Annotated in this window: 21 protein-coding genes, 1 other RNA gene and 1 pseudogene; 4 read left to right on the forward strand and 19 right to left on the reverse strand. The window is 72.9% G+C overall.

Translation table 11 applies throughout. The features are described from left to right. Nucleotide 1 precedes the first annotated feature (1 nt). The 3 genes from ABD080_RS14125 to hrpA all read right to left on the reverse strand — a co-directional run bounded on the left by ABD080_RS14125 (nucleotide 2) and on the right by hrpA (nucleotide 6,436). A complete protein-coding gene (locus ABD080_RS14125; protein WP_343905805.1) occupies nucleotides 2-1,459 on the reverse strand; it encodes an NAD-dependent malic enzyme in 1,458 nt (485 codons plus the stop codon). 56 nt (nucleotides 1,460-1,515) lie between these two features. Further along, nucleotides 1,516-2,121, reverse strand: a complete 606-nt coding sequence (locus ABD080_RS14130; RefSeq protein WP_343905807.1) for a hypothetical protein — start codon at nucleotides 2,119-2,121, stop codon at nucleotides 1,516-1,518. 460 nt (nucleotides 2,122-2,581) lie between these two features. Further along, nucleotides 2,582-6,436, reverse strand: coding sequence for an ATP-dependent RNA helicase HrpA (gene hrpA / locus ABD080_RS14135; RefSeq protein ID WP_343905808.1), 3,855 nt, complete (start codon nucleotides 6,434-6,436; stop codon nucleotides 2,582-2,584). A gap of 178 nt (nucleotides 6,437-6,614) precedes the next feature. Between hrpA and tdh the strand changes: the two genes are divergently transcribed. The 3 genes from tdh to ABD080_RS14150 all read left to right on the forward strand — a co-directional run bounded on the left by tdh (nucleotide 6,615) and on the right by ABD080_RS14150 (nucleotide 10,249). After that, nucleotides 6,615-7,679, forward strand: coding sequence for an L-threonine 3-dehydrogenase (gene tdh / locus ABD080_RS14140; RefSeq protein ID WP_343906118.1), 1,065 nt, complete (start codon nucleotides 6,615-6,617; stop codon nucleotides 7,677-7,679). A 46-nt stretch (nucleotides 7,680-7,725) separates the two neighbouring features. After that, a complete protein-coding gene (locus ABD080_RS14145; RefSeq protein ID WP_343905810.1) occupies nucleotides 7,726-8,940 on the forward strand; it encodes a glycine C-acetyltransferase in 1,215 nt (404 codons plus the stop codon). Nucleotides 8,941-9,010: 70 nt separating this feature from the next. After that, nucleotides 9,011-10,249: an AAA family ATPase gene (locus ABD080_RS14150; protein WP_343905812.1), complete on the forward strand. Its 1,239-nt coding sequence runs from the start codon at nucleotides 9,011-9,013 to the stop codon at nucleotides 10,247-10,249. Here the strand turns inward: ABD080_RS14150 and ABD080_RS14155 are convergent, their stop codons facing one another. The 3 genes from ABD080_RS14155 to ssrA form a co-directional block, all read right to left on the reverse strand. Further along, nucleotides 10,250-11,284 (reverse strand): phosphotransferase, encoded by a 1,035-nt coding sequence (locus ABD080_RS14155; protein ID WP_343905814.1) that lies wholly within the window; start codon nucleotides 11,282-11,284, stop codon nucleotides 10,250-10,252. It lies immediately after the preceding gene. A gap of 49 nt (nucleotides 11,285-11,333) precedes the next feature. Beyond that, the gene (locus ABD080_RS14160; RefSeq protein WP_137770410.1) at nucleotides 11,334-12,680 is read right to left on the reverse strand and encodes an MFS transporter; all 1,347 of its coding nucleotides are present in this window, start codon (nucleotides 12,678-12,680) and stop codon (nucleotides 11,334-11,336) included. A 291-nt stretch (nucleotides 12,681-12,971) separates the two neighbouring features. Beyond that, nucleotides 12,972-13,343: a transfer-messenger RNA gene (ssrA, locus tag ABD080_RS14165) on the reverse strand. Nucleotides 13,344-13,558: 215 nt separating this feature from the next. Here ssrA and ABD080_RS14170 point away from each other — a divergent pair. Next, a complete protein-coding gene (locus tag ABD080_RS14170) occupies nucleotides 13,559-14,122 on the forward strand; it encodes a hypothetical protein (RefSeq protein ID WP_137770409.1) in 564 nt (187 codons plus the stop codon). A gap of 6 nt (nucleotides 14,123-14,128) precedes the next feature. On the opposite strand, the gene smpB is transcribed toward ABD080_RS14170, so the two are convergent. From smpB to ABD080_RS14235, 13 genes and pseudogenes are all read right to left on the reverse strand, one after another. Then, nucleotides 14,129-14,632: an SsrA-binding protein SmpB gene (gene smpB / locus ABD080_RS14175; RefSeq protein ID WP_137770408.1), complete on the reverse strand. Its 504-nt coding sequence runs from the start codon at nucleotides 14,630-14,632 to the stop codon at nucleotides 14,129-14,131. 167 nt (nucleotides 14,633-14,799) lie between these two features. After that, on the reverse strand, nucleotides 14,800-16,104 hold the full coding sequence (locus tag ABD080_RS14180; RefSeq protein ID WP_343905817.1) for a peptidoglycan DD-metalloendopeptidase family protein: 1,305 nt from the start codon (nucleotides 16,102-16,104) through the stop codon (nucleotides 14,800-14,802). A 2-nt stretch (nucleotides 16,105-16,106) separates the two neighbouring features. Next, nucleotides 16,107-17,024, reverse strand: coding sequence for a permease-like cell division protein FtsX (gene ftsX / locus ABD080_RS14185; RefSeq protein WP_137770406.1), 918 nt, complete (start codon nucleotides 17,022-17,024; stop codon nucleotides 16,107-16,109). Then, nucleotides 17,021-17,974, reverse strand: a complete 954-nt coding sequence (gene ftsE, locus ABD080_RS14190) for a cell division ATP-binding protein FtsE (RefSeq protein ID WP_137770405.1) — start codon at nucleotides 17,972-17,974, stop codon at nucleotides 17,021-17,023. The genes ftsX and ftsE overlap by 4 nt, the downstream gene beginning before the upstream one ends. Before the next feature lie 178 nt (nucleotides 17,975-18,152). After that, nucleotides 18,153-19,268, reverse strand: a complete 1,116-nt coding sequence (prfB, locus tag ABD080_RS14195) for a peptide chain release factor 2 (RefSeq protein WP_137770404.1) — start codon at nucleotides 19,266-19,268, stop codon at nucleotides 18,153-18,155. Between the two features lie 11 nt (nucleotides 19,269-19,279). After that, a complete protein-coding gene (locus tag ABD080_RS14200) occupies nucleotides 19,280-20,467 on the reverse strand; it encodes a glycerate kinase (RefSeq protein WP_137770403.1) in 1,188 nt (395 codons plus the stop codon). A gap of 247 nt (nucleotides 20,468-20,714) precedes the next feature. Beyond that, on the reverse strand, nucleotides 20,715-21,122 hold the full coding sequence (locus ABD080_RS14205; protein WP_343905821.1) for a pilus assembly protein TadG-related protein: 408 nt from the start codon (nucleotides 21,120-21,122) through the stop codon (nucleotides 20,715-20,717). 89 nt (nucleotides 21,123-21,211) lie between these two features. After that, nucleotides 21,212-21,745: a hypothetical protein gene (locus ABD080_RS14210; protein WP_343905823.1), complete on the reverse strand. Its 534-nt coding sequence runs from the start codon at nucleotides 21,743-21,745 to the stop codon at nucleotides 21,212-21,214. Beyond that, entirely contained in the window at nucleotides 21,742-22,176 is a 435-nt protein-coding gene (locus ABD080_RS14215) for a TadE/TadG family type IV pilus assembly protein (RefSeq protein WP_343905825.1), read from the reverse strand. Before ABD080_RS14215 ends, ABD080_RS14210 begins: the two co-directional genes overlap by 4 nt. Nucleotides 22,177-22,291: 115 nt before the next feature. Next, nucleotides 22,292-22,519: a hypothetical protein gene (locus ABD080_RS14220; RefSeq protein ID WP_137770400.1), complete on the reverse strand. Its 228-nt coding sequence runs from the start codon at nucleotides 22,517-22,519 to the stop codon at nucleotides 22,292-22,294. Between the two features lie 79 nt (nucleotides 22,520-22,598). Then, entirely contained in the window at nucleotides 22,599-23,543 is a 945-nt protein-coding gene (locus ABD080_RS14225) for a type II secretion system F family protein (RefSeq protein ID WP_137770399.1), read from the reverse strand. Beyond that, on the reverse strand, nucleotides 23,540-24,412 hold the full coding sequence (locus ABD080_RS14230; protein WP_137770398.1) for a type II secretion system F family protein: 873 nt from the start codon (nucleotides 24,410-24,412) through the stop codon (nucleotides 23,540-23,542). Before ABD080_RS14230 ends, ABD080_RS14225 begins: the two co-directional genes overlap by 4 nt. Beyond that, nucleotides 24,409-24,870, reverse strand: a pseudogene (locus ABD080_RS14235) (ATPase, T2SS/T4P/T4SS family); the annotation flags it as partial. The gene ABD080_RS14230 and the pseudogene ABD080_RS14235, both read right to left, overlap by 4 nt. Nucleotide 24,871: the final 1 nt, after the last annotated feature.

Raw genomic sequence — 24,871 nt, forward strand, 5'->3', positions numbered from 1 at the left:
CTCAGCGCTCGAGGACGATCTCGTCCGCGTAGACCGGCCGCATGGCGCCCGTGATCGTGTCCACCGTGCCGGCCTCCTCGCGGGCGACCTCCTCGACCGCGCTCGCGACCGCCTTGGTCACCCCGTCGTGGAAGACGCTCGGGACGATGTAGGTGGGGTTGAGCTCGTCGGCCGAGACGACGTCGGCGAGGGCCTTCGCGGCGGCGAGCAGCATCCGGTCGCTGACCTTCGTGGCGTGCGCGTCCAGCAGCCCGCGGAACACGCCCGGGAAGGCGAGCACGTTGTTGATCTGGTTGGCGAAGTCGCTGCGGCCGGTCGCGACGACCTCCGCGTGCTTGGCGGCCTCCGCCGGGTCGATCTCCGGGGTCGGGTTCGCCATCGCGAACACGATCGAGCGCTCCGCCATCGTCGCGACGTCCTCGGCCGAGAGGATGTTGCCGGCGCTCACGCCGATGAAGACGTCCGCGTCGCGGATGGCGTCGGAGAGCGTGCCCGTGAGCTCGCGGGGGTTGGTGACCTCCGCGATCCACGGCAGGCGGCCCTCGAGCTGCTCGCGCCGCTCGTGGACGATCCCGTGGATGTCCGTGACGACGACGTCCCGGGCGCCCGCGGCGCGCAGCAGGCGCAGGATCGCGGTGCCCGCGGCGCCCGCGCCGGAGAGCACGATGCGGGCGGTCGCGATGTCCTTCTCGACGACCCGCAGCGCGTTGCGCAGCGCGGCCACGACCACGATCGCGGTGCCGTGCTGGTCGTCGTGGAAGACGGGGATGTCGAGCTCCGCGCGCAGGCGGTCCTCGATCTCGAAGCAGCGCGGGGCGGAGATGTCCTCGAGGTTGATGCCCGCGAAGACCGGGGCGATCGCCTTGACGTGGGAGACGATCTCGTCCACCGAGTGGGCGTCCAGGCAGATCGGGAAGGCGTCGATGTTCGCGAAGCGCTTGAAGAGGGCGGCCTTGCCCTCCATGACCGGCATCGCGGCGAGCGGGCCGAGGTCGCCCAGGCCCAGGATCGCGGAGCCGTCGGTGACGACCGCGACGGTGTTGCGCTTGATGGTGAGGCGACGGGCGTCCTCGGGGTTCTCCGCGATGGCCTTGACCACGCGGGCCACGCCCGGGGTGTAGATCATCGAGAGGTCGTCGCGGTGGCGGATCGGCAGCTTCGACTCGACGGTGAGCTTGCCGCCCAGGTGGGCGAGGAAGGTGCGATCGGAGACCTTGCCGAGCTCCACCCCGGAGAGGTCCTTGAGGGACTCCACGACCTGCATCGCATGGTCGTGGCCGGCGGTGAGCACGGTGATGTCCGCGCGCATGCGCTCGGGGCCCGAGGCGGAGACGTCCAGTGCGGTGACCGTGGCCCCGCCCTGCTCGAGGCGACTGGTGATGTCGCTGACCGCGGCGGAGCGGGCCTCGAACTCGAGGCGGATCGTGATGGAGTAGCTGACAGACGGCGACGGTGACATGAGGCACAGCCTAACGAGCGCGGGGCGGTGGCGAGCACCGCCCCGCGGCGGGTTCGTCAGTCGGTGTACGGATCGACCTCGGACTGGTAGCGGTCCCAGATCGCCGCGGCGGCCTCGGCCTGCTCCTGGTAGCGCTCGGGGAAGGCGCTGGCCTGCACGGCCTGCGCGGCGCTGCCCACGTCCCAGCTCTCGTAGTCGGGGGCCACGTCGAGCAGGCCGGGGGCCTCCGAGTGGTCGCCGAGGCCCAGGAAAGCGTCGATCGCGCGCTTCTTGTGGCGGACCTGCTCCGCGGTGCCCCAGCCCATGGAGGGGCGCTGCTGGAACATGCCGCCGGAGTCGAGGTCGACGGCCGGCTCGTAGTTGTACAGCCACGCCTCGACGATCGCGGTCGCGAGGACGATCTGGGCGCCGTGGGCGCTGATGCCGTGGCCCTTGCACACCGCGATGACGAAGCGCGCGTTGTCGGTCTGCCAGTCGTCCATGTCGTCCAGCGCGAAGTACTCGCGGTTCTCGGCGCGCGTCAGGAACTCCTCGGTCCACTCGTCGGAGGCCTCGGCGGGGGCCGACGGGGCGGCGAGCGCGGTCGCGGCGAACGTGGGGACGGAGACGGCGGCGAGGCCCAGCGGGGCGGCGCGGAGCAGGTGGCGGCGGGAGACGGTCATACGGGAGAGCACCTTCGGGCGGGGCGCCCCGGAGGACGCGGTCGGATCCGCGGCCGGGGACCCGGCGGCGGACCGGGGCTGCGGGCCAGGAGATGGGCCGACCGCGCCCCGGTGGGAGTCCGATCGACGGTACGGACCGCTCGCAGCGCTGTGAACAGGGGTTTCGCGGATCACACCGGGAAAGTCCGCCTCGCCGGAGTGCCGTTTTGCCGACGCATGACGATCCTTGACCGTCCTTGACGGCGTTTCGGACACCTGCCTGTCAGGGCATCGTCGCCGGTGACCGCCCGGGAACCGGGCGCGACCGGGGCCGGAGCCGCTCCGCAGCTCCCGCGCCGAGGATCCGACGGCAAAAGTTCGACCACCGGGCGCGTCCCGTGAGCGCGAGCACGCTCCGACGTCCCCGGGATGTGCGCCCGACCACGCGGACGGCACCGCTCGGAGCGCCGCCGCGCCGTCCTCAGAGCGCCGCGATGGCGCTGCGGATCCGCTTGTCGGAGACGGTCATCGCGGTGCCGAGGGTCTGGGCGAACAGGCTCACCCGGTACTCCTCGAGCATCCGGTCGATCTCGAGCACGTCGGCCTCGCGCCGGCGGCGCGGCGAGAGGCGGCCGCGCACGGCGTGCCAGTGCTCCTCGGCCATCCGCAGCTGCCCGTCGAGCTGCTCGTCGCGGCGCGGGTTCTCGGCGAGCTTCTGCAGCCGCAGGCGATCCGCCTCGAGGTAGCGGCGTAGATCGCCCAGGCGCTCCACCCCGGTGCGGGAGACGAAGCCGTCCCCCAGCAGCGAGGCGGCGTGCTCGCGCACCCGGGTGAGCTGGCCGAGCACCGACAGCGAGGGCACCCGGGAGAGCTCCTTCTGGAGCTTCCCGTTCACCGCGAGCGCGGCGGCGGCGTCCTTCACCGCCTGGGCGGCGAGCTCGTCGTGCCGGGCGCGGACCTCGGCGACGAGCGCGTCGAAGGCGGCGCGCTCGCGCACGTCCCCCTCCCCCACGAGCGCGGAGATCGCGGCGCGCGAGGCGTCCTCGAGCAGCGCGGCGGTGCTCGCGTACGGGGAGCCGGCGACGGCGAGCTTGGTGGGGTTCGGGAGGGCGTTCAGCACGCCCTGGAGGTCCGTGCCGACGGCCCGGTCCACGAGCGCGACGACGCCCTCGCGGTGGGCGAGCGCCTGCTCGTCCGCGGTGGCGAGCACGGCGAGGTCCACGCGCTGCAAACGGCCGTCCTGCCCGCGGCGGGCGACGAGCGCCGGATAGCCGGTGACGGTGAGCCCGCCCGTGCGGGAGACGTGCGTGCGCGGCACCCCGGCCTCAGGGAAGCCGGGCAGGTCGGTGCGGGCGAGGTCGTCGCCCTGGGTGGAGACGGTCGTGTCGATCCGGGCTTTGAGCTGCGTCTTGAGCGCCGCGAGGTCGTCCCCGGCGCCGATCTGGCGACCCTTCGCGTCCACGACCCGGAAGTGCATGCGCAGGTGCGGCGGCAGCTTCGCCGTGTCGAACTCGGGGCCGTAGAGGCCGAGGTCGTCGGGCACGCCGGGCAGGCCCACGAGCTCGTCGGCGACCGCCTCGAGGAAGGGCTCACCGGCGTCGGGGTCGTCGTCGTGGAGGGTCGCGGCGACCGTCCTCGCCCGCTCGGGGGCGGGCACGAGGTGGCGGCGGATGGGCTTGGGAAGGGAGCGGATCAGCTCGGTGACGAGCTCCTCGCGCATGCCTGGCACGAGCCAGTCGAAGCCGCGAGGCTCGAGCCGGTTGAGCACGGCGAGCGGCACGGTCGCGGTGACGCCGTCGGCGCCCTTCGCGCCGACCTCGCCGAAGGAGTAGCTGAGCGGGAGGGTGAGGTCCCCCTGCACCCAGACGTCGGGGAACTCGGCGAGCAGGGTCTCGGCGACGTCGTCCTCCGCCGCGAGCAGGTCCTTCTGGGTGAGGGTGAGCAGGTCCGGCGTCTCGTGGCGCTGCTTCTTCCACCAGGAGTCGAAGTGCCGGCCGGAGACGACCTCGCGCGGGATCCGGGCGTCGTAGAAGCCGAACACCTGCTCGTCGGAGACGAGCAGATCCCGCCGGCGGGTCTTCGCCTCGAGCTCCTCGAGCTCGGCGACGAGCGCCCGGTTGTCGCGGAAGAAGTGGTGGCGGGTGCGCCAGTCCCCCTCGACCAGGGCGTTCTGCAGGAAGATGTCGCGCGCGGCCTCGGGGTCCACGCGGCCGTAGCCGACGACCCTATCCGCGACGAGCGGCACGCCGTAGAGCGTGACCTTCTCGTGGGCCATGGCGCTCGCCTGCTTCGAGGACCAGTGCGGGGCGGAGTAGGAGCGCTTGAGCACGTGCGCGCCGACCTCCTCCGCAAAGCCGGCGTCGATGCGGGCGGCCGTGCGCCCCCACAGCCGGGACGTCTCCACGAGCTCGGCGACCATGACCAGCTCGGGCCGCTTCTTGGCGAGGGCGGAGCCGGGCCACAGGGCGAAGCGGGCGCCGCGGGCGCCGGAGTACTCGCGGGTGCGGTCGTCGTAGAGGCCGACGTGGCTGAGCAGCCCGGCGAGCAGCGACTGGTGGATCGCGGCCGGGGAGGCCGGGGTGTCGTTCGCGGAGAGCCCGGCGTCCTTGGCCATGTCCCGCAGCTGGGCGTGCAGGTCCCACCACTCGCGGATCCGCAGGTAGTGCAGGAACTCCTGGCGCACCTCGCGCCGGAAGGCGGAGGAGGAGAGCTCGTCGCGGCGCTCCTTGAGGTGGTTCCAGAGGTTCAGCAGGGCGAGGAAGTCGCTCGTCTCGTCCTCGAAGCGCTTGTGCTTCTCCCGGGCCTGCTGCTCCTGGCCGAGCGGCCGCTCCCGCGGGTCCTGGATGGAGAGGGCGGCGACGATGACGAGGGCCTCGCGCAGGGCGCCCAGGCGGTCCGCCTCGATGAGCATGCGCGCCATCCGCGGGTCCAGCGGGAAGCGGGCGAGGGTGCGGCCCACGCGGGTGAGGCGGCGGCCGCCCGGCGAGCGCGGGTCGTCCTCGATCGCGCCGAGCTCCTCGAGCAGGCGCACGCCGTCGATGATCGCGCGGCTCGCGGGCGGCTCGACGAAGGGGAAGGACTCGACGTCGCCGAGGCCCAGGGAGGTCATGAGCAGCACGACGGAGGCGAGGGAGGTGCGCAGGATCTCCGGCTCGGTGAACTCGGGGCGACCCTCGAAGTCCTCCTCGGAGTACAGGCGCACGGCGATGCCGGCGTGGGTGCGGCCGGAGCGGCCCGAGCGCTGGTTCGCGCTCGCCTGCGAGACGGGCTCGATGGGCAGGCGCTGGACCTTGGTGCGCTGGGAGTAGCGGGAGATGCGGGCGAGGCCCGAGTCGATGACGTAGGTGATGCCGGGGACCGTCAGCGAGGTCTCGGCGACGTTCGTGGAGAGGATGACGCGGCGGTAGGTGCCCGCCGAGGGCGGTGAGAAGATCTTCTGCTGGTCCTGGGCGGAGAGCCGGCCGAACAGCGGCAGCACCTCGACGGGCAGGGCGGCTCGGCCGCGGGTGCCGCGGGCGAGGTGCGCGGTGAGGGCGTCGGAGATCTCGCGGATCTCCCGCTCCCCCGGGAGGAAGACGAGCATGTCGCCGGGACCTTCCGCCGCGAGCTCGTCGACCGCGTCGAGGACGGCCTGGGTGAGGTCGCGCTCGACGGAGTGGACGTCCTCGAGCTCGTCGTCCTCCTCGAGGTCGGGCTCGAGCACGAGCGGGCGGTAGCGGACCTCGACGGGGAAGGTGCGCCCGGAGACCTCGATGATCGGTGCGGGGACCCGCTCTCCGGAGGGAAGGGTCGCGGCGAAGTGCTCCGCGAAGCGCTCCGGGTCGATGGTCGCGGAGGTGATGACGACCTTGAGGTCGGGCCGCTCGGGGAGGATCTGGCGGAGGTAGCCGAGGATGACGTCGATGTTCAGCGAGCGCTCGTGCGCCTCGTCGATGATGATCGCGTCGTAGCGGCGCAGCAGGCGGTCGCGGCCGATCTCCGCGAGCAGGATGCCGTCCGTCATGAGCTTCAGCCGCGCGCCCTTGGCGGTCTGCTTCGTGAAGCGGACCTGGTAGCCGACGGTCCCCTCGCCGAGGGTCTCACCGAGCTCGCTCGCGATCCGGCTCGCGACGGAGCGCGCCGCGATCCGTCGCGGCTGCGTGTGGCCGACGAGGCGGCCCTCCGCCCCCAGGCCCATCTCGAGCAGCATCTTGGGGATCTGCGTGGTCTTGCCGGAGCCGGTCTCGCCGGCGACGACGACGACCTGGTGCTCGCGCAGCGCCTCGACGATGTCGTCGCGGCGCTGGGAGACGGGGAGGTCCGCGGGGTACTGGATGCGCAGGGCGGGCGTGGTCATGGCGGATCGATTCTACGGGCCGACGACCGGGACGGTCACGGGGATTCCCTCCGCCCCGCAGGACGGTGCGAAGCCCCGCGCTCCTGCGGCCCGGCCCCTAGACTCGTGCCCCGCGTCCGGAGACCCCGGCGCACCCCGAGCGATGGAGCCACGGAGACCACCCATGTCCCAGCCCCCCATGCGCGCACTGCGCAAGACCTCCCCCGCCGCGGGCCTCGAGCTCGTCGAGCTGCCCCGGCCCGCGTGCGGCCCCCACGACGTCCTCATCCGGGTGCTGCGCGCCGGGATCTGCGGCACCGACCTGCACATCCAGGACTGGGACGACTCCGCCCGCGCCATGTGCGACACGGTGCCCTTCACCCCCGGCCACGAGTTCTACGGCGAGGTGGTCGAGGTCGGCGCCGAGGCCGGCGACGTGCGCATGGGCGATCGCGTCTCCGGCGAGGGGCACGTCGTGTGCGGGACCTGCCGCAACTGCCGCGCCGGCCGCAAGCAGATGTGCATCCGCACCCGCAGCGTCGGCGTGCAGCGCGACGGCGCCTTCGCCGAGTACGTCGCGATCCCCTACCTCAACGTCTGGGTCCACGAGCACGAGGGCCGCACCGACCTCATCTCCCCCGAGCTCGGCGCCCTCTTCGACCCCTTCGGCAACGCCGTGCACACGGCGCTGAAGTTCCCGCTCGTCGGCGAGGACGTGCTCATCACCGGCGCCGGACCCATCGGCCTCATGGCCGCCGCGGTCGCCCGCCACGCCGGGGCCCGCTTCATCGCCGTCACCGACGTCCACGAGCACCGCCTCGAGATGGCGCGCGCCGCCGGGGTGGACCTCGCCCTGAACGTCGCGACGACCACCGTCGACCGGGCGAAGCTGGACCTGGGCCTCAAGGAGGGCTTCGACGTGGGCCTGGAGATCTCCGGCCAGCCCTCCGCCCTGCAGGGCATGATCGCGACGATGAACCACGGCGGGAAGATCGCCCTGCTCGGACTGCCGGCCCGGCACTTCGAGCTCGACTGGACCACCGTCATCACCCACATGCTCACGCTGCAGGGCATCTACGGCCGCGAGATGTACGAGACCTGGAACGCGATGAGCGCCATGATCTCCACCTCCCCCGTGCTGCGCGAACGGGTCCTCGCGACCGTCTCCCACGTCCTCCCCGCCGCCCGCTGGGAGGAGGCGTACGACGTGGCCCGCTCCGGCAGCGGCGGCAAGGTGCTCCTGGACTGGGAGCACTCGGACTGACCCGCCCCGCGCCCATCCCCGTCACCGCCACCCCGGAAGGACCCCCGTGTACACCGACCTCAAGGACCAGCTGACCGCCGAGCTCACCGCGATCGAGGAGGCCGGCACCTTCAAGCACGAGCGCGTCATCACCACGCCCCAGGCCGGCCGGATCACCGCCGGGCCCGCCGGCCGCGACGGCGCCGAGGTGCTGAACTTCTGCGCCAACAACTACCTGGGCCTGGCCGACGACCCCCGCCTCGTCGACACGGCGAAGCGGGCGCTCGACGAGCGCGGCTTCGGCATGGCCTCCGTGCGCTTCATCTGCGGCACCCAGGATCTCCACCTCGAGCTCGAGCAGGCGCTCAGCGCCTTCCTCGGCACCGAGGACACGATCCTGTTCTCCTCGTGCTTCGACGCGAACGGCGCGGTCTTCGAGCCGCTGTTCGGCCGGGAGGACGCGATCGTCTCCGACGCCCTGAACCACGCCTCCCTCATCGACGGGATCCGGCTGTCCAAGGCCGTGCGCTACCGCTACGCGAACGCCGACCTCGCGGACCTCCGCACCCAGCTCGAGGCGACCCGCACCCAGAACGACGGCGCGCCCGCCCGCCGCATCGTGATCGTCACCGACGGCGTGTTCTCGATGGACGGCTACCTCGCCCCGCTCCCCGGGATCTGCGACCTCGCCGAGGAGTTCGGCGCCCTGGTCATGGTCGACGACTCCCACGCCGTGGGCTTCATGGGCGCCACCGGCGCGGGCACGCCCGAGCACTTCGGCGTCTCCGACCGCGTGGACCTCTACACCGGCACCTTCGGCAAGGCCCTCGGCGGGGCGAGCGGCGGCTACGTCTCCGGCCGCGCCGAGATCGTCGCGCTGCTGCGGCAGAAGGGCCGCCCCTACCTGTTCTCCAACTCCCTCGCCCCCTCGATCACCGCGGCGACCCTGCAGGCGCTCGAGCTCGTCGAGGGCAGCGCCGAGCTGCGGGCGACCCTCTTCCGCAACGCGGAGCTGTTCCGGACCCGGATGACGGAGGAGGGCTTCGACCTGCTCCCCGGCGAGCACGCGATCGTGCCCGTCATGCTGGGCGACGCGGCGCTCGCCGGACGCATGGCCGACGCCATGCTCGAGCAGGGCGTCTTCGTCACCGCCTTCTCCTACCCGGTCGTCCCGCAGGGGAAGGCGCGGATCCGTGTGCAGCTCTCCGCCGCGCACACCGAACAGGACGTCGAGGCCGCGGTGCGCGCCTTCGTCGCCGCCCGCGCCGCCGTGCAAGGCTGACGGTCCGTCCGCACGAGAACACCCGACACTCGCTCGCCCCGGTGCCCGGGCCGCACATACGGTCCTGCGCATGGACGTGATCAGGCTCGCAGGACCGCCCGGGGCCGGGAAGTCGACGCTCGCGCAGAGGATCGCGCAGGAGAGGTCCTCGGCCCGCCCGTCGGTCGGGTACGTGGACATCGATCAGCTCGGCATGCTCTACCCCGCGCCGGAGGGCGACGACGACCGCTGGGCGCTCAAGGAACGCGCCCTGATCGCGCTCGCCGCCGTCCACCGCGAGCGTGGCACCCGCCTGCTCCTGGTCTCCGGGGTCGCCGATCCCGTCGCACCGCCGCCGCAGACCGCACCGGGCCGCACCCGCTCGCTGTGGCTGACCGCGGAGCCGGAGACGCTGCACGCACGGCTGCAGGGACGCGGATGGGGACCGTCCATGGTCGAGGAGACCGTCGCGACCGGCAGCGCCGAGTCCCGGCGGCGGCACCCCGACTGGACCGGTCTCCCGGTCGACGGCGTCGACGAGGCACAGGCGGCCGCCGCGGTCCAGGAGCACCTGGCGACGGCGGCGGGATCCGCCCCGCCCGGAGAGGGGGAGGCGCCCGGAGGACGGCTCGCCGACCACGCACCCAGCGACCGGGAGCGGCGCGCGGAGCACGATGCGCTCAAAACACCGGTGCTGTGTGTGACCGGGCCGCGCTGCGCGGGCGCCTCGAGCGTCGCCAGGTCCCTCGCGAGCGGCGGCTGGGCGCAGGGACGCCCCACCGGGTTCCTCGATCTCGCCCAGCTCTCCTTCCGGAGCTCCGACGGCGGCGACGGGTCCGACGCCGCGGAGGCCGTCTCCGCAGAGCCCGTCTCCGCAGAGGCCTGGCAGGATCCCGCGCTCGGTCTGGACGTGCTCGCGGCCGTCGCCGCTGTGCTCGTCGGGGCGGGGATGCAGGAGCTCGTCGTCACCGCGCCGTTCCCGGTCCGGCCGGCGCAGGTCCGTGCGGCGCTGCCCGGCGCCCCGGTGCGGGTCGTGCGGCTGGACGACGAGCCCGGCGCCCTGCGGGAGCGGGCGCTGCGCCGACGCGGGGGCGAGGGGCCGATGCTCGCGGGCGACGACCTCCTCGGCGCCTCGGACGAGCAGGTCGAGGCGGTCCTGGAGCGCGCCTCGCGCGAGCGGGCCGTGCCGCCGCGCGACGGGGAGAAGACCCTCGAGGTCCACGGCCGGACCCCGGAGGAGCTGGCCACGCTGATCCGGGACGGCGCCGGCCCGTCCGGTGACGCGCGTGATCCGGCGCCCGGTGCAGCCCGGGACGAGGCGGGACGCTGATCAGGCGTCGAGCAGACGATGCCCCGCCCCACCCAGCGGGTGCTCTGCCGGGTAGGCGGTGACCATGGCCAGGGCGAGCCGCACGGACCACGCGCCTGCCCGCTCGGCGAGCGCCGCCCATCGGGCCTCGTCCTCGATGCCCGGCCAGGTGGCCGCCGCGCGGTAGCGCGCGAGGATCGCCGCATCCGGGCGGTGGAGCAGCAGGGCGCCCAGGTCGCTCGCGGGGTCCCCGGGGGTCGCATCACCCCAGTCGATGAGCACGGGCGGCTCGGTGCCGGCCTCCGGGACCACGAGGTTCCCCGGGTGCGGGTCCCCGTGGAGCAGCAGGTCCGGGCCCGTCCAGGTCGAGGCGTCGAGCCCGCGCTCCCAGCGACGGCGGGCCTCGTCGCGGGCCCGAGCGGGGAGCTCCGCGCGGTCGAGATCGTGCGCGAAGGCCGCGGCCCGGGTCGCGAGCGGCACACCCCGCACGGGGTTCCGCTCGAGGGGCGCGGTGATGGGGAGGGAGTGCACGGCGCCGAGCATCTCCGCGAGCGCCACGGCGGCCCGCTCCTGCTGCGGGGACGGCGCCGAGGCGGCGACCTCCCCGGACGTCCAGGTCACCAGCAGCGCTTCGGGGTGCGTTCCGAGCAGATCAGGGATGCGCATCGGCAGCGGCCCGGCACCGTTCAGCAGGCGCAGCACGATCGCCTCGCGCATGAGCAGCGGCCGCGCCGCATCCCGTCGGACGACCCGCAGCACGACCGGTCGGCCGTCGGCCCCGGCCTGCTGCCGATGCCCCCGCTCGGGCCGCTCCTCCCCCACTGGCCGGTGCTTCCCCACGGGCCAGAGCACGTTGTCCCATCCCTCACCGAGCGGCGCGGGCCCGATGCGCAGCTGCAGCGACGCGCGCTCGACGCCGGGCTCGAGGTCCAGCTCCCCCAGCAGACGCCGGACCCGCCGCTCGTCGACAGGGAGGTCGGCGGGCGGCGGGCTGACGGTCGACGGACTGACAGGCAGCGGGGCCGACGGAGGCGGAGGGACGGGATCCGAGGTCACCGGGCCACGATAGGCGGCCGCGCCCCTGCTCCCTCCGACGGGTGAGGGATCAGATCGCGCCGTCGAGCACCGCGGCGGTGCGGGCGTCCTGCTTGGCGCGGTCCCGCGGGTACACCTTGTAGAAGCCGAACCACAGGACGGCGTTCAGCAGGTAGGGCACCGTCATGAACCACAGGAAGGTGCCGCCCAGGCCGATCGCGTCGGCGATGTTGCCGGCGAACATCGAGAACAGCGCCGCGATGCCGCCCTGGACGAAGGAGAACAGGAACGCGAAGGCGGTGGCGCTCAGCTGCAGCGGGACGACGGTGGAGATCATCGGCAGCACGCAGCCGGAGAACCCGATCGAGAACACGAGACCCATCACGAGCGCCGAGCCGTACACGAACGGACGGTTCTCGAAGGGCAGCTGGGTGGTGAGCGCGACGGTGATCGCGAAGGTGACCAGGTAGATCTGCATGAGCATGACCCGGCCCTTAGCCCCGAAGCGCTTGTCGAAGAGGTCCCCCAGGTAGCCGCCCAGGAACGCGGAGAACATCGTGCCCAGCGAGTACACGGCCATGATGACCGTCGACTCGGGCACCGAGTAGTGACGCACGTCGACCAGGAACGTCGAGAAGAACGGGATCACGGCCACCGAGGTCACGAGGGGGATCATCGCGACCGTGAGCGCGATGGTCGGGATCCGGAACAGCTTCAGCGCGTCGGAGAAGGAGAAGGTGCCGGAATCGGGGTCCGCGCTGATGAGCGCGGAGGAGACGCCGCGGGTGCTCGGCACCCACAGCAGGATGAGGATGCCGGAGAGGATGGAGACGCCGCCCATGGCCCACATTGCGTAGCGCCAGCCGTCGGGGTTCGCGCCGAACATGCCGATCGCCGGGCCCATGACGATGCCGACGCCGCCGCCGATCCCGCGCACGAGCCCGTAGGCCTTCCCGCGCTCCGACTTCGCGAAGATGTCCGGCAGCAGGCCGTTGAGGATCGGCTCCGAGGCGACGGTGCCGATCGCGGAGATCGCGAAGAGCACCACGAGCACGGTGTAGTTGGGGGCGAAGCCCGCGAGCACCGTCCACAGACCCCAGACACCCGTGACGAGGAAGAGGATCCTCTTGCGGCCGAAGCGGTCCGCCATCATCGCCCAGAACGGGCCGAAGAGCATGCGCGCGAGGCGCGGGATCGCGGTGAGCATGCCGAGCGCGCCGTAGTCGAGGCCGAAGGCCGTGCGGATCAGCGGGAAGAAGACGTTGATGAGGCCGGACTCGGAGTTGTCGACGGCCTGCGAGAAGCCGAGCGCGGCGACCGTGCGACCGCGCCCGGGCGGGGCCGCGCCGGGCGCGCCGCGGCTGGGGGTCGGGGCGCCGGAGCCGGTGAGCTCGGCGGTGTCGTGGAGCTGAGACATCGATGTCTCCTTTCATGGGCCGCGTGGAGCGCCGGCGGCGGGCCGCGGTGGCCGCGGCTTCGACTGCTGCGCGGGAGAACGAGGCCTCTGCGGTACGGCCCCGGCGCCGATCCTGGGGCTCGTTGCAGTCCTCCCTGCATCCGTTGCCAACCCTTGCCAGGGGCAACTCCCGGCAACTCCGGCGGGGCCTCGGAGCGCCTGTGAAGGCCTCTCCTCGACGACCTGCGGGCACGAGAAAGGCCCCTCCCCCGCGCGGCTGCGCAGGTGAGGGGCCTTCGTCGGTGAGTGCAGTCGTGGAGACGGCGGGAATCGAACCCGCGTCCGATAGTGCGAAGCCAGGGCTTCTCCGGGCGCAGTCCGTGAAGGCGTTTTCTCAGTCCCGACGATCACACGGACACGTCGTCGACGGACTCAGTCACTCTGAGGTGTTCACCCGACCTCGATGACGAAGGTCGGCAGCAGTGGCTCCTTTGATGATGGAACGATCCGGGTCAGGAGCAAGCCCGGGGTTCCAGACTGCTCACGCTGAATCAGGCAGCGAGAGCGAAGTCAGTGCGCTTGGTTTCGGCACTTATGGGTTTCCGGAGGACATTAACGAGTTGACTCCGGGTTCTCGGCCCGCTTCCCCTCGCAGGACAACTACCGTCGAAACCGATCGTCCCCTTGCGTGGGTTGCAGCACGTAGGTGACGGCCCTCGGGCCGTCCCTGCACTCACTCTTCTGTTGTCAAGCAACCCGTCCCCGGCAGCCGCACGCGGTCCCCGGGAGCGAGGACGAGTCTACTCCCCCTCGGCCTCGCTGCCCAGCGGATATCCGTCAGCTCACGGCGAAGCGGCTCACCCTGGACCTCGCGGCGCCCGCGGCGGGATGATGCGGCGATGAGCGGATTCCTCGCCGAGGGCGTACCGGTGACCATCGACGAGTCCACCCTGCGCGAGGTGGTCGAGGATCCCGCCACCCTCGCCGCGTGGTGCGATGCGCACCCCGAGGATCCGCGGACCGTCGCCTATCTGCGGATGCTGGGCCGGCTCGACGAGGCGGCCGCCGCCGGCCGGCGAGGGCTCGAGGACACGGCACTGCCCCCGCTCGTGCGGGCCGTGCGCCGCGCCCGCTACGCGCAGGTGCTGCAGTGGCAGGGCGCCTTCCTCCCGGCGGACGAGCAGTTCGACCTCGCCGCCGAGGAGACCGGTCTCGAGGACCCGACGACGCCCTCCTCGCTCTCCGTGCTCGCCGCGGTGTTCCACCAGCGGGCGCTCAGCCGCTTCGAGCATGCGCGGGCGGAGCTCGGCCGGGAGCGACCCAGGGCGGCGGAGCGGCTGCGCACGAGCGCGCTCGAGGACGCCCGGCGCGCGCTCATGATGCGGGAGCACCTCGCCGCGGACGACGAGGACCTCGTGGACGCGAGCCGCCGCGCGGTGCGTCGCCTCGAGCTCGGCCTCTGAGCGGCGTCAGACCAGCTCGCGCTGGCGCATGGCGCGCTGCGCCTCGCGCATGTCCTGCTGCTCGCGGAGGGTCTGCCGCTTGTCCCATTCCTTCTTGCCGCGCGCGAGGCCGATGCTGACCTTCGCGTGGGAGCCGAGGAAGTAGATCTCGAGCGGCACGATCGTGTAGCCCTTCTCGCTGGACTTGCCGGCGAGCTTGAGGATCTCCCGCTTGTGCAGGAGGAGCTTGCGCTTGCGGCGCGCGGCGTGGTTGGTCCACGTGCCCTTGACGTACGGGGCGATGTGGACGGCCTCCATCCACACCTCGCCGCCCTCGATGAAGCAGTAGCCGTCGACCAGCGAGGCGCCGCGGTCGCGCAGCGACTTCACCTCGGTGCCGGTCAGCACGATGCCCGCTTCCCAGGTGTCGTCGATGAAGTAGTCGTGGCGGGCGCGCTTGTTGGAGGCGATGAGCTTCTTGACGGGGCCGTCGTCGGTCGCCGCCCGGCCCTTGTCGGTCTTCTTCGCCATGGAGTCCTCCTGTCGCTCGCCCGCGGTGTGCCGCACCCTTCGTGCGGCGGACGGACACCCCAGCCTACGCGGCGACGCGCCGTGCGACGAGCCGTTTTCCTGCGCCCTGGGCGGACGTCACCACCCGCCGCCGGCCTACCCCGGGCCGCCGCGTACGGGGCGGACGGTCACACGTAGCCGGCGGGGTCCACGGCGTTGCCGTCCTCGTGCACCTCGAAGTGCAGATGGCAGCCCGTCGAGGATCCGGTCGTGCCGACGTAGGCGACGGTCTGGCCGGCCTTGACCGACTGTCCCGTGCTCACCGCGAAGCTCTGCAGGTGGTGGTACGAGGTCGTGATGACCTTGCCGCCGGAGATGCCGTGGCTGAGGATCAGCTTGTTGCCGGCGCTGTGGTTGGAGGTCGTCGCGAGGACGCGACCGTCGTGCGCCGCCTTCACGGGGGTGCCGCAGGCGACAGGGAAGTCGACGCCCGCGTGCAGCTTCCGCGTGTGGTAGATCGGGTGGTAGCGCCAGCCGAAGTTCGAGTTCATGCGCGAGTCCACGGGCCGGATCCAGCCGCCCTTCGCGGAGCTCGAGCCGCCGCTGTCCCCGCCCGAGGGCGCCGGCGTGGACGCGGCCGCCGCCTGCTCGCGCTCCTTCTCCTGGCGGGCGAGCTCGGCGATCTCGTCGTCGAGCGTGCTGCCGCGGTCCTCGAGATCGCCCTCCTGGTCCTGGTACTTCTTCTTCTTCGCCTCGAGGTCGTCGCGCTGCTGGGTCTGCTGGGCGTAGAGGTCGTCGAGGGAGGACTTCGCGTCGGAGGCCTTCTGCTCCGCGTCCTCCGTGCGCTGGACGGCGTCCTCGGACTGCTGCTTGAGGTCGTCGATCTCCTCGCGCACGGCGGTGAGGCGGTCCGCGGAGTTCTCGGTGAGCGCCTGATCGGTGCGCAGCGAGTCCAGACGGCTGCCCTGGGAGGCCAGGGTGAGGCGATAGTTCATCGAGCGGTCCACCGCGTCCTGCGGGGTCGCGCTGTCGAGGTACACGCTCGCCGGGCTGGGCAGCCCGCCGCCCTTGTAGGCCTCGATCGCGACCTGCTTGAGCTCCTCGTCGGAGGAGTCGACCTCCTGCTGCCCGGTGTCGACCTCGCCGGAGAGCTCACGCTCCTCCTCCTGAGCCGCCTCGAGCCGGTCACCGGTCTGCTGGTCCTCCTGGCGCGCCGCCTCGAGCTCCGCCTGGGCGTCGTCGAGATCCTGCTGCGCCTGCGGGATCAGCAGCTCGGTCTCCGCGAGGTCGAGGTAGGTCTGGGCGAGGTCGTCGTCGACGTCGCTCAGCTCGATGCGGAGGTCCTCGAGCTGCTGGTCGACCGAGGCGCGCTCGGCGATCTTGTCGTCCTTGGAGCCCTCGGCGAGGGCCGCCGGCGCGGTGAGCAGCGGCCCCATGAGCAGGGCCGCTGCGGCGAGCACGGTCAGCGGGCGGCGCAGCGCGGAGGGCCTCATGCTCACACCTTCAGGTAGCGGTTCAGGGACACCACGGAGGCGCCGATCGCGAGCACGGCGCCGAGGACCACGAGGATCGGCGCGGCCCACAGCAGGTCCCCGGTCGTGATGGTGATGAGCTCCGCGCCGAGGGTCGGTGTCAGCCAGTCCTCGACGATGTAGTGCAGGCCCAGCCAGAGCATGCCCGAGGCGATGACGCCGCCGATGATCGCGGCGACCGCCCCCTCGAGCAGGAACGGGGCACGGATGAAGACGTTGGACGCGCCCACGAGGCGCATGATCGCGATCTCCCGCCGCCTGCCCGCGACGGACATGCGGATCGTGGTGGCGACCAGCAGCGCGGCCGCGATGAGCATGAGCACCGCGAGCCCGAGGGCGAAGAGCGTGGACTGGTTCAGCACGTCGATGAACGGGGCGAAGGCGCTCAGGAGATCGGTGACCTCGTCGACGCCGTCCCTGCCCTGGAAGAACTCCACGACCGCAGCGGACTGCTCCGCGTCCTTGAGCGTGAGGTGGAAGGAGACGGGCATGTCCGCGGCGGTGAAGTTCGAGACGAACCCCTCGCCGGAGAACTGGTCCTGGTAGATCTCCAGCGCCTCCTCCTGCGACCGCTCCTCGTAGGACTCGACGTACGGGGAGAGCACGTCGCCCTCGAGGGCAGTGCGCACCTCCTCGATCTGGGCGTCGCTCGCCGCTCCCCCGGCGCACGAGGCGGCGGTCGAGTGCGGGGAGCACAGGTAGATCGTCACCTGCGACTGCTCGACGAGCGTGGACTTCATGTCCATGATCTGCTTCTGCATCAGCAGACCGGCGCCCACGAAGGAGAGGGACACGGCGGTCACGATGACCACGGAGATCACCATGGCGACGTTGCGCCAGAGCCCGGTGAGGATCTCCCCGAGGATGTAGCGCGCCCTCATCGGTGGTCCTCCTCGTCCTCGGCGAAGGCGGCGTCGTCGGCGTCCAGGTGCTGGGCCTCGCGCTCGTCGATGAGGTCCTCCTCGAGGACGTCCTCGGAGGCTCGGACCTCGTCGACGTGATCACGGCCGGCGCGATCGGCGCTCTCGGCGCCGTCGGGAGCGGGCGTCGGGTCCGACGGCCGCGTGGGATCGGCCGGGTCGGCGGTGCCGGCGGCGGTCACCGACTCGCCGTCCTCCGCATGGCCCGAGATGACGCTGTCCTCGACGGCGGACTCGTAGCCGCCGCCCTCCTCGTCGCGCACGACCACGCCACCCACCATCTCGACGACGCGGCGGCGCATGCGGTTCACGGCGGCGCGGTCGTGTGTGGCCATGACGACCGTCGTCCCGCGCTCGTTGATCTCGGCGAGCAGGTCCAGGATGCCCTCCGCGGTGGCCGGGTCGAGGTTGCCGGTGGGCTCGTCGGCCAGCAGGATCGAGGGCCGGTTGACGTAGGCGCGGGCGATCGCGACGCGCTGCTGCTCACCGCCGGAGAGCTCGTGCGGGAGGCGGCGGCCCTTGTCCTCCAGGCCCACCATCTCGAGCATCTCGGGGACCAGGCGCCGCACCACCTTGCGGGGCGTGCCGATCACCGCGAGCGCGAACTCGATGTTCTGGTAGGCCGTCTTCGAGGGCAGGAGCCGGAAGTCCTGGAACACCATGCCGATGTCGCGGCGCAGCGCAGGCACGCGCCACGAGGGGATCCGGGCGAGGTCCTTGCCGGCCACGTGGACGGAGCCGCGCGTGGGCGCGACCTCCTTGAGGACCATCCGCATGAGGGTGGACTTCCCCGAGCCGGAGGCGCCGACGAGGAATACGAACTCCCCGCGGGCGAACTCGATGTCGAGGTTCTCCACCGCGGGGCTCTGACCGCGCAGGTACGTCTTGGTGACGTTGTCGAAACGGATCACGGGAGGGGATCGGTGCCTGTCACATCGGGGGCGTCGTGCCGTTCCAGGGTAGAAGGCGCGCGGGGCGGCACGCCGCACGGCCCGCCCGGATCGAGGTCAAGACCTGGTCAAACCTGATCGGGGCGGAGGCGCGGCGGCCCGCAGGAGCGGCGGGCGGCGGGGTGGTCCGCCCCGGGGATCAGTCCTCGGAGCGGTTCTGCCCGGCGCGCCAGCGGATGCCGGCGTCGATGAACTCGTCGATCTCGCCGTCGAACACCGAGGAGGGGTTGCCCTCCTGGTACTCGGTGCGGAGGTCCTTGACCATCTGGTACGGGTTCAGCACGTAGGAGCGCATCTGGTCGCCCCAGCTGGCCTTCACGTCACCCGCGAGCTCCTTGCGCTCCGCGGCCTCCTCGGCCTTCTTCAGCAGCAGCAGGCGGGACTGCATGACCCGCAGCGCCGCGGCGCGGTTCTGGATCTGCGACTTCTCGTCCTGCATCGAGACCACGATGCCGGTGGGGAGGTGGGTCATGCGCACGGCCGAGTCGGTCGTGTTGACGCTCTGGCCGCCGGGGCCCGAGGAGCGGAACACGTCCACCTTGAGCTCGTTCTCCGGGATCTCCACGGAGTCGGTGGACTCGATGAGCGGGATGACCTCGACCGCCGCGAAGGAGGTCTGGCGGCGGCCCTGGTTGTCGAAGGGGCTGATGCGCACGAGGCGGTGGGTGCCGCCCTCGACGGAGAGGGTGCCGTAGGCGAAGGGCGCGGAGACCTCGAAGGTGACTGACTTCAGGCCCGCCTCCTCCGCGTAGGAGGTGTCCATGATCTTGGTCGGGTAGCCGTGGCGCTCCGCCCAGCGCACGTACATGCGCAGGAGCATCTCGGCGAAGTCCGCCGCGTCGACGCCCCCGGCGCCCGCGCGGATCGTCACGACCGCGTTGCGCTCGTCGTACTCGCCGGCGAGCAGGGTGCGCACCTCGAGCTCGTCGAGGGACTTCTTGATCGAGCGGTACTCGGACTCCGCCTCGGCGAGGGTGTCCTCGTCGTCCTCCTCCGCGGCGAGCTCCACCATGACCTCGAGGTCCTCGATGCGGCTGTCCAGCTCGGAGATGCGGCGACGCTCGGCCTGCGCGTGGGAGAGGGCGGCGGAGACCTTCTGGGCGTTCTCGACGTCGTCCCAGAGATCCGGCGCGGAGGCCTGCTTCTCGAGCCCCGCGATCTTCTCGTCGAGGGCGTCGATGTCCGTCACCTGCTCGATCGACGAGAGCGTCGAGCGCAGATGGGGGATCTCTTCGGAGAAGTCGATGGAAGCCACGAGGAGGGAGTCTACGGCAGGGTCGCGGGCGGGCCTGCGGGATCGCCGGGAGCGGCGGCCGCGGGGCGTCCCATCTCACGGACGTGACCCGCCTCGATCGCCTGCCCGATCTCCTGCCCGATCGCCTCCAGCAGCTCCTCGCCGCGGGCGATCGCGTCCTCGACGCCGCCCGCGCGGGAGACGAGGTCCAGGGCACGACTGATCCCGGCCTGCTCGAGCTGTTCCGCGCCGAGGGTGACGGCGCCAGCGACCGCCCACACCGGGATCCCGGCGGCGACGGCGCGGCGGGCGACCTCCGCGGGCCCCTTGCCGTGCAGGGTCTGCTCGTCGAGCTTCCCCTCCCCCGTCACCACGAGATCGGCGCCGGCGAGGCGCTGGTCGAAGCCGGCGAGCTCGAGGACGACGTCCGCCCCGGAGCGCTGGGTCGCCCCGAGCAGCAGCAGGGCGAAGCCGGTCCCCCCGGCAGCCCCGGCGCCGGCGGCGCGCGCGTGCCCACCCTCGGAGTCCAGGAGCGCGGCCGCGCTCGTGAGGATCGCCTCCGCCTCGCGCACACCGTCCTCGTCCAGGCCCTTCTGCGGGCCGTACACCGCGGCCGCGCCCTCGGGGCCGAGCAGGGGGTTCGCGACGTCGTTCGCGGCGATCAGGGTCACGCCGTCGAGGGCGGCGAGGGCCGGGGCGACGTCCGCCTGCGCGAGCTGCTCGAGCCCGGCGAGACCCGGGGCGATCGGCTCGCCGCCGGCGGTGAGCAGTCCCGCGCCGAGGGCCTGGAGCAGTCCCGCGCCGGCATCGGTCGAGGCGCTCCCGCCGAGACCCACGACGATCGTGCGGGCTCCGGCGCCGACGGCCGCGTGGATCAGCTCCCCGAGCCCGCGGGTCGAGGCGGCGCGCGGGGCGAGGTGCCCGCCCGGGAGCGCCGCGAGGCCCACGGCGCTCGCGAGCTCGAGCACGGCGACGTCCCCGTCGAGGGCCCAGGTCCCCTCGCGCGGCTCGCCCGTGGGCCCGGTGATCCACGTCGTGCGCTCCTCGGCGCCGGCGGCGATCGCAGCGTCGACCGTGCCGTCGCCGCCGTCCGCGATCGGGCAGCTCGCGAGCGAGGCTCCGGGAGATGTCGCCGTGATCCCGCGGGCGAGGGCGGCCGCGACCTGCGCGGCGGTGAGGGAGCCCTTGAACTTGTCCGGGGCGAGCAGGACGGCCGTCATGCCGAGGCTCCCGGGTGCGGGGAAGGAGCGGTTCTCGGGTGCGACGGCGTCATCGGCGGGTCTCCGGGTGGTGCGGGCGGGACGGGCGCTGCGGGCGGCGGCTCTGCGGCGCGTGCTGCACGCACGCTAGTCGACGGCGCTCACCGGGGTCGACGTGCGGCCACGGGTCGGGAGGGGCGTGAGCCGGGCGCGCGCATCCTGCCCATCGGTCGGTGCCGGGGTCGGCGGGCGGGTGCGCCCGTCCCGATCAGCGGGCGCGCGACTCGCCCTCGACATGGAGCGGGATCGAGGTGCCGCTCCGGCGCGTGAACCATCCGGCCAGCGGCGGGTCCGTGCGCGCGGAGAGGACGATGCGCACGGTGCCATCCGCCTCCACGCTCACGTCGTCGAGCCCGATGTCGTGGGTGCGGGTGGTGTCCAGCGGGTAGCGGGAGAGCTGCTCCTCCGCGGCGGCCCGGGCCGAGGACTCCGTGATCGGGGAGGAGTCGCCGGCCGTGTAGATCTCCTCCATGTCCACTCCCTGGGCAGCGGCGAGCGCGATCGAGTCGGCCGCGGACTGCAGCTCGTTGCGCTCGAGGTGCATCCCGGTGATCGCGGCGCCCACGGCCATCACCAGCAGGATCACGACGAGCACCCCGGTGGTGAGGACGGTCATCGATCCGTCGCTCGCGCGGATCGCCGCGCGCAGGGAGCGCGGTCTGGGACCGTGGGGGCGGGCGCGATGCACGGGACGGGGCACGGCGCTCATCCGTTCGGCGTCCGATAGCGGTCCACGGGCACGGCATGGGTAGCGCTCACGGCGACCGGTCCCCCACCGCCGAGGAAGGGTCCGAGGCCCGGCACCGGCACGGGGATCCGCACCTGCGCGGTGACGAGGCCGCCGGGGGTCGAGCAGGGATCCTCGGTGCAGGAGATCGTCACGACGTCCTGGGCCTCGAGGCCGAAGTCCTCGAGCACGAGCCGGGTGTGCCGGGCGGCGCGGTCCCGGGCCGTGCCCGGATCCTCCTCGACGGCGTGGATGCGGGCGGCGTCGCGGGCGACGACGTCCGCCGCGAACACCGCGGACTGCACCGAGCCGAGGGTCAGCACGAGGTACAGGGTCGGGATCAGGAGCGCGACGCCGAGCACGACGAACTCCACGAGGGCGTTGCCGTCCTCCCCCGCGGGCCCGGCGGTCCGGACGCCGCGCCGCGCGCCCGCCGGGAGGTGGCGGCCAGTGGCGAGGCGGAGCTCGGCGCCGGGTCCCCGCCGCCGTCGCGGGACCGGCCGCCCGCTCACCAGGACTCCTCGTCCAGGGCGCGCCCCTCGACGTGCAGGGAGGCCTCGGGACCCAGCAATCCCACGAGCGGGAGCGTCGCCTCGACCTCGACGGTCACGAGGCCGTCGGCGTCCTGGGAGGCCACGGCATGCGCGTCGTATCCGGAGCCGAAGCGCTCGGCGATCAGCCGCTCCGCCCGAAGCGCACCGTCCTCCGGGGTGGCGCCCACGAGCGCCGCCCGGTGCGCGCCCTGGACGGCCGCGTCGGTGAGCGTGTTGCGCGTGTGCAGCAGCATCGCCGCCTGCACGATCGTGAGGGCGATGACGATGATCAGCGCCGCGACCATCGGGAACTCGGCGACGGCGGAGCCCCGTTCCGAGGCGAGCCGGTCCCGCAGTCGGTCGAGGCGGGTCGACCGTGCGCGTGCGGAGGCTCCGGTCGCCGTCGCCACCGCCGTCGGGCGCGGCGCCGGACGAGACGCCGGGGACAGGTCTGATGGACGCGTCATCGACGAGGACCTCCTCTCCGGTCTGGTCGTGCGGGGTGTCAGGACGGGCCGGGACAGCTCAGAGCGAGCCGCCGAGGAACGGCGCCATCGCGTTCTCGAAGATCTGCACGATCTGGTCGCTCGCCACGGCCCACAGGGCGATGACGATCCCGGCGGTCATCAGGGTGATGAGGACCCAGCCGGGGACGTCCCCGCGCTCGGAGCCGAGGCGGGAGGCGAGAGCGGCGAGCAGCCGGCGGTGGACCGGCGGCTTCGGGCGGGCGAGGTGGGTGCGGTGCACGGTCATGGTGTCCTCCTCGGACGATTCGGTGTGCGTGCGATGCAGGGACGGTGGGGCGGGGTGGGACAGGACGGCGCGGAGCGCCTCACAGCGCGATCTCCAGGACGGCGAGGCCGGGGAAGATCGCGAAGACGATGACGAGCGGCAGGACCAGGAACACGACGGGGACGAGCATGACCACCTCACGGCGGCCGGCGGTCTCCATGAGGTCCCGCTTGGCGGACTCCCGCGCGTCCTGCGCCTGGGCGCGGAGCACGTCCGCGAGCGGGGTGCCGCGCTCGATGGCGACGGAGACGCCCTCACCGAACCGGGCGAGTGCCGTGAGCGGGGTGCGCGTGCCGAGCGCCGCGAGCGCCGGGGCGACGCCGGTCCCGGCGTGGATGTCCGCGACGGTCGCCGCGAACTCGTCCGGCAGCGCACCGGTCGAGGAGCGGGCGACCCGCTCCATCGCCCCGATGGGGCTCTCGCCGGCCGCGACGGCGAGCGCGAGGAGATCGGCGACGGTGGGGAACTCCCGGGCCATGCGCGAGGCGCGGCGCTTGATCTCCATGGTCAGCAGGTAGTCGCGCAGGAGGACCCCGAGGACCACACCGATCGCGACGATGAGCAGACCCATGAGGGGGCTCGTCCCGCGCAGGCCGATCGCGGCGAGCGCGACGCCGAGCCCGATCACGAGTCCGATCGCACTGAACACCACCTGCTCGATGCGGAAGGAGTCCACGCTGCTGCGCCGACCCGCGAGGCGCAGCCGCTTCTCGAGCTGCTCCGCGCCTCCCGTGAGCCGCTCGAGCAGGCCGAGCGCGTGCTGGGCGACGGGGCCCAGGAGGTTCTCGACCACGAGGCGGGCGCGGCTGGAGGAGGGCGAGGCGTCGAGCAGGGCGCTGCCCGCGGCGCGGCGCAGGTACGGGTCGACGCGCGCGGCGAGGTCGCGGCGTCGCAGCCAGGGAAGGAACCCGCTGATGAGGACCAGCCCGACGCCGAGCATGAGGCCCACCAGGGCTCCCGCGACGACGGTGCTCGGCCCGGTCATCGCAGCACCCGCTCGTCCTGAGGGAGCCGCGCGATGACGAGCATGACGCGGTAGGCGATCACGGAGACGACGGCGCCGCCGAGGATCATCACGAGCCCCGCGCTCGAGTCGTAGGCCTGCGCGGCCTCGGGCCGCGTCGCCATGAGGGCCAGCACGAGCCACGGGGCGACGAGGGCGAGGCGCGCGGCGTTCACGGTCCAGGACTGGCGCGCCTCGATCTCCGAGCGGGTGCGGGCGTCCTCCCGCAGGAAGGCGGAGAGGGTGCGCAGCAGCGCGCCCAGGTCGGTGCCGCCCACGTCGCGGGTGATGCGCAGGGCCTCGACGATGCGGTCGCCGACGGGATCCGCGAGGCGCACCTTGAGCCGGTCCAGGCTCGCCGCGAAGTCACCGCTGGCCTGGTAGTCCCGCCCGAACTCGGTGAACGCGGGACGCAGCTGCTCGGGGCCCTTGCGGCTGAGTTGGACGAGGGCCTCGGGCAGCGAGAGCCCCGCCCGGATGGCGGAGTTGATGTGGTCGACGGCCTCCGGCCACACCTCGCGCAGGGCGGTGGCGCGACGCCGCGCGGCGGAGCGCAGCAGCAGGACCGGGAGGCCGCTCGAGGCGGTGCCGATCGTGACCGAGGGGACCACCGCGCCGGAGACCGCCCACAGCGCCGCGGCGACCACCAGCCCGAGGCCGGCGCTCAGCAGGGGGACCGCGATCGGCGGGACCGTCCCGAGGCCGACGACGACGAGGTCATCGCGGAGCCGGTCGAGAACCTCGCCGATCCGGCCGCGGCGCACGGCGGACCCCTCCTGCTCCCACAGCGACCACCAGATCGCGAGCAGCCCGAGGCCCAGCACGAGGCCGACGAAGGCGCCGTCGATCATGCCGCCTCCCCGGGCGCAAGGATCCCGCGGAGGTCGACGTCGGCACGGGCGAAGCGGTCGGGGTGCGGCGGGTGCCCGTCGCCGCGGACGAGGCGGTCGCCCTGGACGCTGAAGAGGTCGGAGACCTCGATGACCTCGTCCTCGACGCGCCCGGAGAGGCCCACGATCTCGCGGACCCGCCGGCGGCCGTCGGCGAACATGTCGAGGTGGACGACGATGTCGATCGCGCTCGCGACGGTGGGGACGACGAAGCGGCTCGCGACGTTCTCCCCGGCGAGCAGCGGCAGCGTGCAGAGCTTCGCGACCGCGTCCCGCGCGGAGTTCGCGTGCAGGGTGCAGAGCCCGGGAAGGCCGCTGTTGAGGGCGATGAGCATGTCCAGCGCCTCCGCCTCGCGCACCTCCCCCACGACGATGCGGCTGGGGCGCATGCGCAGCGCCTCCTTCGCGAGGCCACGCAAA

The organism is Brachybacterium rhamnosum, assembly GCF_039526185.1.
Taxonomy (GTDB): domain Bacteria; phylum Actinomycetota; class Actinomycetes; order Actinomycetales; family Dermabacteraceae; genus Brachybacterium; species Brachybacterium rhamnosum.

Coding starts and splice junctions, on each gene's coding strand:
- tdh (WP_343906118.1), top strand. CDS start 6,615: ATGCGCGCACTGCGCAAGACCTCCCCCGCCGCGGGCCTCGAGCTCGTC.
- ftsX (WP_137770406.1), bottom strand. CDS start 17,024: ATGAGGGCGCGCTACATCCTCGGGGAGATCCTCACCGGGCTCTGGCGC.
- ABD080_RS14205 (WP_343905821.1), bottom strand. CDS start 21,122: ATGACCGTCCTCACCACCGGGGTGCTCGTCGTGATCCTGCTGGTGATG.
- ABD080_RS14225 (WP_137770399.1), bottom strand. CDS start 23,543: ATGACCGGGCCGAGCACCGTCGTCGCGGGAGCCCTGGTGGGCCTCATG.
- ABD080_RS14160 (WP_137770410.1), bottom strand. CDS start 12,680: ATGTCTCAGCTCCACGACACCGCCGAGCTCACCGGCTCCGGCGCCCCG.
- smpB (WP_137770408.1), bottom strand. CDS start 14,632: ATGGCGAAGAAGACCGACAAGGGCCGGGCGGCGACCGACGACGGCCCC.
- ABD080_RS14150 (WP_343905812.1), top strand. CDS start 9,011: ATGGACGTGATCAGGCTCGCAGGACCGCCCGGGGCCGGGAAGTCGACG.
- ABD080_RS14230 (WP_137770398.1), bottom strand. CDS start 24,412: ATGATCGACGGCGCCTTCGTCGGCCTCGTGCTGGGCCTCGGGCTGCTC.
- ABD080_RS14200 (WP_137770403.1), bottom strand. CDS start 20,467: ATGACGGCCGTCCTGCTCGCCCCGGACAAGTTCAAGGGCTCCCTCACC.
- ABD080_RS14170 (WP_137770409.1), top strand. CDS start 13,559: ATGAGCGGATTCCTCGCCGAGGGCGTACCGGTGACCATCGACGAGTCC.
- ABD080_RS14220 (WP_137770400.1), bottom strand. CDS start 22,519: ATGACCGTGCACCGCACCCACCTCGCCCGCCCGAAGCCGCCGGTCCAC.
- hrpA (WP_343905808.1), bottom strand. CDS start 6,436: ATGACCACGCCCGCCCTGCGCATCCAGTACCCCGCGGACCTCCCCGTC.
- ABD080_RS14125 (WP_343905805.1), bottom strand. CDS start 1,459: ATGTCACCGTCGCCGTCTGTCAGCTACTCCATCACGATCCGCCTCGAG.
- ABD080_RS14180 (WP_343905817.1), bottom strand. CDS start 16,104: ATGAGGCCCTCCGCGCTGCGCCGCCCGCTGACCGTGCTCGCCGCAGCG.
- ABD080_RS14130 (WP_343905807.1), bottom strand. CDS start 2,121: ATGACCGTCTCCCGCCGCCACCTGCTCCGCGCCGCCCCGCTGGGCCTC.